Raw genomic sequence first — 11,516 nt, 5'->3', positions numbered from 1 at the left:
GAGATACAAAAGAACCAGTTTGAGGGGATCTTTGAAAATGTATATCATTGGCAGAAGAAATTATTTAGACCAATGATCAAAAACTTCATTGATGACTTTATTCTCGATAAAAATCATCTGCTACCACAGAGAGTCTATAAATAACAGTGCGTAAGTCCTAAATTTATTAAATAAAGAATAATAATTGATGAGTAGAATAGCGTTATTAGGAATCTTTAATAAAAGCCAGATATATATTTTTTAAAATTAAAGATTAAGTAAATAATTGGGGAAAATAAGAGGCCATTCAATGTTTGAAAGTATTAAGAATAAAGTGAATCAGTTGATCAACCCACAAGGGCAAAATTCATTGGATTCAGAAACCTTGGCTTTAATCAACACAATTGTTGAACCTTTGGCACAGGTGGATGCAGCATTGCCGAATCAGGTTTTAAACTATATTGTAAATGGACAAAACCCTGAAGTTTTAATGACCTTACAACAACAAGCGACAGATAAAGCCTGTGCATTGTTGGGTAGTCCTGGCACTTATGGCTGGTTTTGGCCCTCTTCAGAATTGACTAAAGCTCAGGAGAAATTATGCAAAGCTTCCCAAAACGCACGTTATAAGCTGTATATCAATATTTTTTCAAAACTCAGCAGCGAACAGATTATCCGTTATGGCAAGTTTTTGGAAGCAGCCACTCAACAACGAAATTACTCTCAATTGTCTAAACAAACCCCTGTATGGTTCGGTTACGTTTTGGTCGATGGTTTATTAACCAGTTTTAACCATCAAAGTTTTGATGATCGCCAGAAAAAGTCACATCGTGATCTTTGGACACTGGCAGTACTCAAACAACTGTATTTATCTGAGCCTGAAAATAATATTGAGGGTTTTATTGCAACCTTATTTGAGCGAGATGGGGTTAATAATTATCACCATGATCAGCTTAACGTTTTATTTAAACTTTCCGATAGTGTCGTATTTTTCAATGAACATGCCCAACAGGTTCGGGAGATTTTACCGAAGCTGTCTGCCGCAGCACAGGGGATTTTTTTAGAATTTATTGCTCAACATTCAGACTTATTGCAACAACAAACTGAGCTGATGATTATGCTTGCGCTTAGTTCAAGTAAAACTGTTCGTGAACAGGCAACCGTATTGTTGTCGCAGCTTAATCAGACAGAAAGTCAGCAATATTTGCAACATTTTCTGTTGAATGGTGAGAGCAAACAGCGCAGTTTTGCGGCGGATTTACTGGCGCGTCTGGGTGAGCAAAACCGAGACATTTTGCAACAAGCCGCAGACAGTGAAAAATTAAAATCAGTACAAGTGCTGATTATTGCTGCTTTACAACGGCTTGAGAGCTTGCAGCAGGTGGTTGAGGTTGATTATACCTTACCTGAAATTAAGGCGATTGAAACGCAGGATATTCCAGAAAGTTTTATCCCAATCATTGTGGAAAACTATCAAGCATTACTGGAAAAAGCCAGACTACGTGCTGAGCAAGAAATCGAAGATAATAAAACAGCCTCTTATAAAAGCACTTGGGCGCAAAGTAATTACAAAGACCTGCAAAAACTCAAAATAGAGCAGATGAGCCAGCAGTTGTTTTCCACAATTAATGGCAAGAAAAGAACCCAGATACACGGTGATCATTATAATATCCTGACCCACCAGAATAAGCTGCAAAATCTGCCTGAGTATGGTCTGGAACATGCGCTACGTTTAAGTTATCACGGACGAAACTGGATTAACTGGAATGAACTTTTCAATAGTTTGCTAAAACCACATCATTATGAAAATCTTGAGTTGCGTCAGCTTGAACAGTTGATGAAACAGTTGGGTTTTGAAAAGCCTGCGCGTATGATTGCCGAGAGTTATTTAGAGAACTATTACTATGAAAACTTGAGTAGTTATATTGCAGATGATGACAAGGTTGTTCCATTTTTTGTGGAGCATATTGATCTGATTGCTGAAGCATTGGGTTTATCACCTGATAAAAGTGAATCACGCTACCATGGTTTTGAGCCTTTACATGCAATTGGTGTATTGCAACGTTTCCCACAATTGCCAAAACAGTTTATTCCTCGTTTACTTGAGTTTGCTCTGGGGGATGGAAAACGTTTACGTTTTGATGCTCAGGAAGTATTGAGAAAACTCCCTGATATCCATTTACGTGCGATTGAAGCGCTGGAAAATGGTAAACAGGAAATTCGTATTACCGCGATTGAATGGTTGGCCCGTTTACAGCATCAAGCCGCTGTGCCTGCCTTATATGCGTTGTTGGAAAAAGAGAAAAAAGAAGTTGTTATTGCTGCAATTCTGACAGCTTTGGAGCAATTAGGTGAAGATATCAGTCGTTATCTTTCACCTGAAAGTTTGCTGAAAGATGCTGAAAAAGGACTAAAAGGTAAAATTGCCAGTAGCTTTATCTGGTTTGATTTACTGCATTTACCTCAAGTCCAATGGCAGGATGGAACGACAGTTGATCCCAAAATTATTCAGTGGTGGGTAATTTTAGCGGATAAATTAAAAGATCCGATTCCAAATGCCTTGTTACAGCGTTATATGGGGCTGTTGAATGAAAAGAGTCAACAGATATTTTCGCTACATTTACTACAAAGCTTTATTTATCAGGATACACGTAATCCAACTTTAGAAGAGGCGATGGAGGTTGCCACTAAAGAAGCGCCAAGTCGGTTGGCATCCTATCAGGACTCATTTAAGCGTTGGGGACAAAAGTACCCTGAATATTATGGACGTTATGAGCACATCACGTTAGAAGAAGTGGTTGAGGAAATTAAACGTGAACGTCTGGCAATTTATTTAGGCTCTGCCATCAAAAGTAAGGGCATGCTGGCACTCACCTTTAAAACACAAGGCAGTGTTGCGGTGAAATTGTTGCAGGATTATATGAAGCAACACTATCAACGTCGTGCGCAAATTGAAGCAATGTTGAGTGGTTTTTCAGTCAGTGATGATCCACTCATGATTCAATTGCTGCTCAGTCTTTCACGTCGTTATCGTACTGCATCAGTTCAAACTCTGGCAAAACAACTGGTTGAGCAAATTGCTGAGCGTAATCAATGGAGCAGTGATGAGTTGGCAGATCGTACCATCCCGACCGCAGGTTTGGATGATGCGGGTGTACTGAGTTTAGAATATGGTTCACGGATTCTAACTGCTTATGTGGATGAAAAAGATAAATTTGTACTGAAAAATGAAGATGGCAAGATCATCAAAAGCCTACCTGCTGCACGACAAGGCGATGATGAAAGCCTAATCAAGGAAGCGAAATCATTGTTCAGCAGCAGTAAGAAAGAATTTAAACAGGTCATTGATTTACAGACACAGCGTCTATATGAGGCGATGTGTAGTGAACGTGTATGGAGCAGTGCAGACTGGCAAGAATACCTGTTTGCACATCCGATTATGAAGCGTTTGATTCAACGTTTGGTTTGGTTGGAAATTTCTACAGAGGGTGAGATTCTACACAGTTTCCGTCCGAGTGATGATGGCAGTCTGTTAAATCTGGAAGATGATGAAATTGAATTGTCGGCAGATAGCCAGATTAAAATTGCGCATGTGGTTTTGATTAGTGCTGAGGATGCTGAGGCATGGCAAGCACATTTTAAAGACTATAAAGTGAAGTTTCTGTTTGAACAAATGACACACCAGCTTCCTGTTTTTGAAGCACAGGCTGAAATCATTGAAGATCGTAAAGGTTGGTTAACCGATACCTTTACCTTGCGTGGTGTGATCACTAAGCTGGGCTATCAACGTGCTTCGATTGAAGATGGCGGCTCCTTTGATAGTTACTTTAAGCCATTTAGTCAAATCGGTTTATCTGCGGTGATTCGTTTTAGTGGTAGCTATGTGCCTGAAGAAAATCTTGCAGCCGTTTTATATGACCTGAGTTTTGAGAAAAAAAATGTGCGTTCGTGGCGTGACAGTGGGATGAATCTGGCAGATGTTCCCCCTGTGTTGTTGGCTGAGACCTATGCAGATTATTTAAAGGTTGCTGAGGCATGTTCTGGTTTTGATCCTGAATGGCAGAAGAAAACGCCGTGGTAGAAAATGGTAAAAATATGAATCAACAAGACATTATTAAACTCAGTGCCGAACAACGTTTTGCAGAAGAACTGGCAACATTAACTGAGCATGACCATGCACCCAAGCCACAAGGTTGGTTACGTTCACCACGTGCAGTACGCCAATTTATTCTTGGTGATGAAAAACTTGCCATCAGCCGTAAATTTTATGGTGATGATGCCTTGGTAGATCGAGCTATTGTCACTTTATTGGGAAAACAAGGTTTGATGTTAGTGGGCGAGCCTGGTACAGCAAAATCTATGCTTTCTGAGTTGTTAGCAGCTGCGATTAGCGGTGATTCTGGACTGACCATTCAGGGGACAGCGGGAACAACCGAAGACCATTTAAAATACTCATGGAACTATGCCTTATTACTTGCAGAGGGTCCAAATGAAAAATCTTTGGTGCCATCGCCTGTGTATCAAGCCATGCAACAAGGCAAGATTATTCGTTTTGAGGAAATCACCCGTTGTCCACCTGAAATTCAGGATGTGTTGGTTTCATTGATGTCTGAAAAGACCATGATGATTCCTGAGTTAGGTGAGCAAGGTCGTGTTTATGCCAAAGCAGGATTTAATATTATTGCCACTGCCAACTTGCGGGATCGGGGGGTGCATGAGATGTCCTCGGCATTGAAACGTCGTTTTAATTTTGAAACCGTTCGCCCGATTGCCGATCCTGTGTTTGAGCGTGAATTAGTATTGACTCAGTTAAAACGTGAGTTAGGCGATTTATCTGATCAGATTCAAATGTCTGAATCTGTGGTCGATCTACTGGTCACCGTTTTCCAGGAGTTACGCCAAGGCACAACCAAAGATGGTACGTCGATTAAAACGCCTGACGCGGTGATGTCGACAGCGGAAGCGGTGAATATTGCCTATGCTGCTGCTTTAGAGGGCTATTATCTGGGTGATCAATCCTTGAGTGGGGCTGCGATTGCGAGGCAGTTGATTGGCGTGGTGCTCAAAGATAATGCAGATGATGCCAAACGGATGCGTTTTTATATGGATAATGTGGCACGTGAACGGGCGAAACTGGATGCTACTTGGAAAGCTTTTTTTGATGCTGGAAAGACGTTTTGGCAATGACGATACCTCAACGCTTACAACACGCCCTCGCATGGCAAAAGGATTTGGCTGAAAGGGGGATTCATTTTTTACCAATTCGCCATCATAGTCCAGCGTGTGCCTACGCTACTTTACAAGCCTTACAGCAGTTGCAGGCTAGGCATGTGTTGATTGAGGCACCACGTTCGTTTAATCGTTTAATTGCAGATTTACAGCATCCAGAAAGTCAGCCACCATTGGCTGTGTTGTGTCAAACCGAAATCATTGAACAGAATGTTGATGCTGTAAATGGGGAAACCGTTGAGCAGAAACAAACCCGTACGGCCTATTATCCATTTTGTGATTATTCACCTGAATGGGCAGCGCTGCGTTATGCGCCAGAAATTAATGCCCAGGTTGAGTTTATTGATTTGGCATGGAGCAGTCAGGTTGAGCATGAATTACAAACCTTTGCTAAACAAACTTGGCAAAGCCGAAGCTTACAACAAGAACGCTATTTAGGGCATAGCCAGTATTTACAAGCTTTAGTGCATAAGTTGCATTGCCGTAACCATGATGAACTTTGGGATCATCTATTTGAGCTAAAGTCCAAAAAAGAGATGAATGACTGGCAAAACTTTTTTCATGAGGTTCTGGTCTGGTGTGCCATGTCTCGTCTGGACTATGAAGACAGTGTCTTGGAAGCTGATGCCTCTCTGGTTCGTGAACAATGTATGTTGCAGAGCATTTTAGAGTGCTATGAGCATAATAAGGGCACAATCTGTGTTATTACAGGTGGTTTCCACACTTTAGCTTTAATTGAGGAATTAGCTAAACAACTGTTATCTGAAAAACCAAAAAAGATCAAAAAAATAAAGTCAGCTGATCAGAATGATCAAGCTTGGCTGATTCGTTATAGTTTTGATCGCCTTGATGCCTTAAATGGTTATGCTTCAGGTATGCCATCGCCCGCTTTTTATCAGCGTTGTTGGCAGCAAATAATGGATGATTCTGCAAATGAAGTTGAACAACGGCAAACCTTAACCATTGAATTACTTTCTGACTTTTCGAGACAATTGCGTGAGCAGCAGATTCTGGACAGTAGTTTTATTACCGTTAAAAATGCCACTGAACAGGCTATGAGGTTAGCCAGTTTAAGAGAGCATCATCTCATTAGTCGTTTTGACTTGATAGATGCTTGCCAGAGTAGTTTTGTCAAAGGCAGTTTAGACGAGGGACAGCAAGCCTTTCAGCATTTACTGCGCCAGATTTTAAGTGGGGCTCGTTTAGGGCAGGTGGTTCAATCTACTCAAACGCCGCCACTCTTGGCACAAGTTTATGAGTTGGCCAAAATCCATCGTTTTAAACTAGACGAAACCACCAGCAAACGCGCGAAACTGGATGTGTTCCGTAATCAGAAACATCGTTTACGCAGTCGATTTTTGCATTTGCTGGAATTTTTACAAGTCGGTTTTGCCAAATCAGTTAGTGGTCCAGATTTCTTGGGCGGTGGACGTTTACATCTATTGTTTGAAGAATGGGACTATGCATGGACTCCGCATGTTGAAGCGCAATTGATTGGATTGTCAGAATTAGGAAGTGATCTCAATACCATCGCAGTACAGAAGTTACTGCAACTCAAAGAGACTTTTTCTCAGTCTGGACAAGGGCGATCTTCTCATCTTGCAGTACAGCTTTTAATTCGTGCAGCATTGATGGGATTACATAAACAAATTCCAATTCTTTTTGCCGAAATTCAACAATATTTACCCAATGATCCTGATCTGGACTCGGTCATTCAATGCGGGCAAAAACTATTAAATTTATGGATAGGTAAGGATTTTTTGGCTTTCCAACAGCAGCCTGAACTAAAAGGGTTGTTAGAACAGGTGATTCCAAGTGCCTTGTTTTTGCTTTCACAATTGGCAACGCCGCCCGCAGATCAACAGCAGCAGATTCTCAATCAAGTGTTGCAGTTACGCAATTTGTCTAAACAGATTCAGCGCGTAGTGGAGGGTGAAGCGGATTGGTTGACACAGTTCTATGAAACCCTGGCGCGTTTACATACCGATTGGCAAAAGCTAGATATATTGGCAGGTGCAGTGGATGCCTTACGTTTTATTGATGGTGATTTGACCGAACAAAACCTACAACAATCGATTCAGCAGCATTTTGGCATCGGTGCAAGCCCTGAACATGCAGTGGCCTATCTATCTGGCATGATGCAAAGCGCCCCTGAATTATTATTGCGTTATCCTGCTATGGCAAAGTTACTTAATCAGCTTTTATTGCAGTGGGATGAAGCTACTTTTGTCGCGATTCTGCCTGATCTACGCCAAGCATTTACCTATTTTAAACCAAAAGAAACCGCAGCTTTTGCGGAACAAATTGCACAGTTGAATGATGTTTCAAGTCTGGATATTTCTCAATATATGAGTGAGGTATCACAGGCTGAAATGTTGCAAGGTGTGCAGTTGAATCAACAGCTACAGCAGTTTTTAGTCGATCAAAATTTACAAGGTTGGTTAGCGTAATGGGTGATTCAAATTCTAAAGACCTTGCAGCCCGTTGGCGTTTAATTTTAGGTCGTTATAGCGATCGAGCATTAAATCAGGTACAACTCGATGCAGAACAACTTCGCTTGGAACGAACCCTTGATTATTTATACAACCGAGAGTATGAACAGCGCGGACATGTAGCAGGAGAATCACGTCATGGTTCACTTGATGATTCACAACTTACTGCAATTAACTGGCTCAATCAGGCACGCAAACTATTTCCACAAAGTACCTTTGAGCGTGTACAGACCCAGGCAGTTGAGCGGTATCAGTTAGATGCCTTGCTTAAAGACCCACAAAGTTTAAAAAGTCTGGAACCAACACCGCAATTGGCAAAAGCTTTATTGACCATGCGTGGGCGAATGAATGCACAAACCCGAGATGCTGTTCGAGAGATCATTAAAACGGTGGTGGAGCAGATTGTTGCACGCTTAAAACCGAATTTTATCAATGCGATTCATGGTCGTCGTAACCGTTTTCGTCGTTCATTGATTGCCAATAGTCAGAATTTTGACTGGCGGCGTACCATTCGGGAAAATCTAAAACATTATAACCATGATCTAAATAAGCTGATTATTCAACAGCCATTCTTCAATGCACGGGTACAACGTCATTTACCCTGGACGGTGGTGTTATGTGTGGATCAAAGTGGTTCGATGATGAACTCAGTCATGTATAGCGCGATTTGTGCCAGTATTTTGGCGAGTTTACCTGCTGTTAAAGTTCATCTCGTATTATTTGATACCAATATCGTGGATTTGTCGCATATGGCGCATGACCCTGTTGAGGTATTGCTAACGGTGCAGTTGGGCGGCGGAACAGACATTGCCAAAGCAGTGAATTATTGTGAACGTTTTGTGACTCAACCCAATCGAACCATTTTTACTTTGATTAGTGATTTTGAAGAGGGCGGTTCAGTGGCGCATTTGCTTAATGCGATCAGTCGCTTGCAAAGCCAGCAGGTAAAATTACTGGGCTTGGCCGCTTTGGATGAACAGGCAAATCCAGTGTATGACATTCAGATGGCACAAAAACTGAATGAACGCGGCATGTCTGTGGCAGCTTTAACCCCTGAACATTTTGCTGAATGGATGGCAGAGGTGATGCAATGAGCTGGCAACAACAATATTTGGCTTATGATCAAGATAGCCTTGCAACCTATGCCAATGCGGGGCTGGTACGCCGTGCCTTAAAGGATATTGAAGCGGAAAAGGTGATTTTACAGAATGAACAAGCTGAACGGATCACGATTGAAAGTGATGGTCAACAAGTTTGTTTATCGGCTACAGGTTTAGTCAACGCATCATGTACTTGTCCTGCAACAGGTGCATGTAAGCATATCGTTGCCGCAGTGCTGTATTTACAACAACATTTACAAAACCCAGCTCAACAACAGATCGAAAATCAGACACAAGATACACCTGAATTGGTTGAGATTTCGGTTGTTTCATTTAGTGAACAGCCTCAAGTAAGTTTAAATAAACCCAATCTTATTGAAGAGATTCTTGTATTTGATTTAAATCAACTTGCCAAAAAAATAGGCAAAGCTCAAACCCAAAAAGCGATTAAATTGGCTCGTCTTTGGCAGCAAGAACAGCAAACCGATCTATTGGATGAAGAATATCGCTTAAAGATTCGAATTAGGAGTTTGGCTGAGGACATCATCTATGTTGCAGGAGCTGGTTTTACAGGCATGCTGTCTAATCTGGAAAAAGATCAATCAGCCTATTATCTAGCCGCTTTAAGTGAAGTTCAGCGTCTGCAAGGAAAATTGTGGGCTGAACTGGAATTGCGTGAAGCAGAGAACCCTGCAATTTTAACTGAGAGTGAACGCCAGTTTATTGTTGAATTAAAAGATGATCTGGCACAGTTACTCGAATTTGGTCTATCCCATGTCAATGAGATGACTGCACGTCAACTGCATTTACTCAATATGTCCGCACGAAGTGAATCATTACCACGTCTAGCTGCAATGTTAAGACAACTCAGCGGGCAGGTGGGCCGACTGTTAAATCGTGATGAGCACAGTTCAGAACATGATACGCTACTGTATTTGGCACAGATGAGTGCTTATCTCTATCGGTTGGAACATGCACAAGGTGAACAGCTATTAAAATTGAGAGGGAAGCTGCGACAGCATTATCAGCTCGATGAAGAACAAGCTGATTTGCAGCTTTTACCTTTAGGCGCACGTTGGTGGCGGACGCTTGGGGGAGCACGTGGGATGAGCCTGTATTTTTCAGAATTGGAAAATCCTAAAACTTTTGAAGTCACTTTGGCGCGTGCTGAAAATAATGATCCCAACTTTACCCGTCATAATGCATGGTCACAGCAAAGTATCTGGATGTTAACTGCTCAACAACTGATGCAGAAAAAAGTACGTTTACAACAGCCTCGGTTTGGTGAAGATGGACGGTTATCTGCCGCAGGGACAAGTCGTGCCTTGCCTTTAAATAGCCTAAGTAAAATTGATGATTTTAGTCTTTACCAACAGATCGGATTCAATGATTGGCAGACATTACAGCAGCATTGGCAGCAACAGTTACAGACTATAGACGGAATTAATCAAACGATACTTCTTAATATCTCTGCTTATGACAGCCCAAAAGTAGATGAGATTGAACAATGCTTATGGTGGACGGTTTATGACCAAAACCGATCAACATTGCATATGCGTTTGGACTGGAAAACACAAGACTTAGAGAAAATTCGTCAGCTTGAACGCTTATGTACCCAAATGGTACAGGTCCACTCTATTTTTGCGTACTGCCAAATTAAAGGGCATCAACTGGTTTTATTACCGATGAGTTTATTAATCACTCAAAATGGCAAGACTCGACTGTTTAACCTTGATTTTGACCAATTGGCTGAACCAAAAAAAACTTTAAAAGAAAGTATCGTTGGACGTATTGAGCAACTGTTGGCGAAGAAAAAACAGCAGCAAGCTAAATTTGCTTCAACTCAAATCAGCTTGAGCCAGAAAGTGTGTGAACCGATTTTGGAGGTATTGCTTGGTCTTGGTTGTTCAGGGCGTATGTTGCTGAGTGCTTCGCAGGTTGAAATACTACAGCAGCAACGACAGTTGGCACAGGATGCGGGAATGAGCCTTTTAGTTAGACAAATCAGCTTAATTTTGGATACTTCTCAACTAAATTCAGCGATGCTTTTACGTTTGGTCTATGTGTGTGAGTTGGTTTTAAGAATGCAGGTTTTTTTGCCAATACAATTAAATATTGATAATAAATAGGACTTACGCACTGTTATTTATAGACTCTCTGTGGTAGAAGATGATTTTTATCGAGAATAAAGTCATCAATGAAGTTTTTGATCATTGGTCTAAATAATTTCTTCTGTAAGCGTCCGCTGAACCCCATGGCTATTGTTTAATTTTAGTCTGATTATCAATCACATAAGCAGGCATCGCTTGCTGAGTTAGGGTGTCTTCAGCGGACGCTTACCTATTTTTTCAAAAATGAAAGCTCAAAAATTACCCGAAGAATGTGATAAAGAATGTATTTATTCAACTTTTATAGAGTTTTTTTAAATGCCATATTTTAACCAAATGTTCAATTCAAATGATTGAATAAAGAAAATTTTCAAGTGTTATTTATTTATAAGTATATTGATTTCGTATATTTATGACATTTTAGACAGAATTTTTTGCAAAAACGTCACGTTATAATTTGTATTTATTTTCTACAATATAACAGTTCTACAAATCAGCTAAATAGCGAAGTTGTAAAACACAAGTGGAGAAAATGAGTAACTATAGCTGAATACGTAATTTATCATTACATCTAAAACCATAGGAAATCAGGTTTTACAGATGTTTCC

The 11,516-nt window shown here is 40.8% G+C and carries 5 protein-coding genes and 1 pseudogene; all 6 read left to right on the top strand.

The features are described from left to right. Positions 1-144: pseudogene (locus F972_RS15710) on the top strand (IS701 family transposase); the annotation flags it as partial. A gap of 145 nt (positions 145-289) precedes the next feature. Beyond that, positions 290-4,060 carry a DUF4132 domain-containing protein gene (locus F972_RS02940; protein ID WP_004681291.1) on the top strand — a complete coding sequence of 1,257 codons (3,771 nt, stop codon included), beginning with the start codon at positions 290-292 and terminating at the stop codon, positions 4,058-4,060. A gap of 14 nt (positions 4,061-4,074) precedes the next feature. Then, positions 4,075-5,166, top strand: coding sequence for an ATP-binding protein (locus tag F972_RS02935; protein WP_033198088.1), 1,092 nt, complete (start codon positions 4,075-4,077; stop codon positions 5,164-5,166). Next, the gene (locus tag F972_RS02930) at positions 5,163-7,658 is read left to right on the top strand and encodes a DUF5682 family protein (RefSeq protein ID WP_004763896.1); all 2,496 of its coding nucleotides are present in this window, start codon (positions 5,163-5,165) and stop codon (positions 7,656-7,658) included. The genes F972_RS02935 and F972_RS02930 overlap by 4 nt, the downstream gene beginning before the upstream one ends. Further along, positions 7,658-8,794 carry a VWA domain-containing protein gene (locus F972_RS02925; RefSeq protein ID WP_004755778.1) on the top strand — a complete coding sequence of 379 codons (1,137 nt, stop codon included), beginning with the start codon at positions 7,658-7,660 and terminating at the stop codon, positions 8,792-8,794. The genes F972_RS02930 and F972_RS02925 overlap by 1 nt, the downstream gene beginning before the upstream one ends. Continuing rightward, positions 8,791-10,929: an SWIM zinc finger family protein gene (locus tag F972_RS02920; protein ID WP_004681286.1), complete on the top strand. Its 2,139-nt coding sequence runs from the start codon at positions 8,791-8,793 to the stop codon at positions 10,927-10,929. The genes F972_RS02925 and F972_RS02920 overlap by 4 nt, the downstream gene beginning before the upstream one ends. Positions 10,930-11,516 lie beyond the last annotated feature (587 nt).

The organism is Acinetobacter sp. CIP 102529, from assembly GCF_000368325.1.
Lineage (GTDB): Bacteria > Pseudomonadota > Gammaproteobacteria > Pseudomonadales > Moraxellaceae > Acinetobacter > Acinetobacter parvus.
Note: the sequence above shows the minus strand (reverse complement) of the source record. Positions and strands in the feature narration are given on the sequence as shown.

Excerpts from the sequence above, each read along its gene's own strand:
- F972_RS02940 (WP_004681291.1), top strand. The coding sequence starts at position 290 with ATGTTTGAAAGTATTAAGAATAAAGTGAATCAGTTGATCAACCCACAA.
- F972_RS02935 (WP_033198088.1), top strand. The coding sequence starts at position 4,075 with ATGAATCAACAAGACATTATTAAACTCAGTGCCGAACAACGTTTTGCA.
- F972_RS02930 (WP_004763896.1), top strand. The coding sequence starts at position 5,163 with ATGACGATACCTCAACGCTTACAACACGCCCTCGCATGGCAAAAGGAT.
- F972_RS02925 (WP_004755778.1), top strand. The coding sequence starts at position 7,658 with ATGGGTGATTCAAATTCTAAAGACCTTGCAGCCCGTTGGCGTTTAATT.
- F972_RS02920 (WP_004681286.1), top strand. The coding sequence starts at position 8,791 with ATGAGCTGGCAACAACAATATTTGGCTTATGATCAAGATAGCCTTGCA.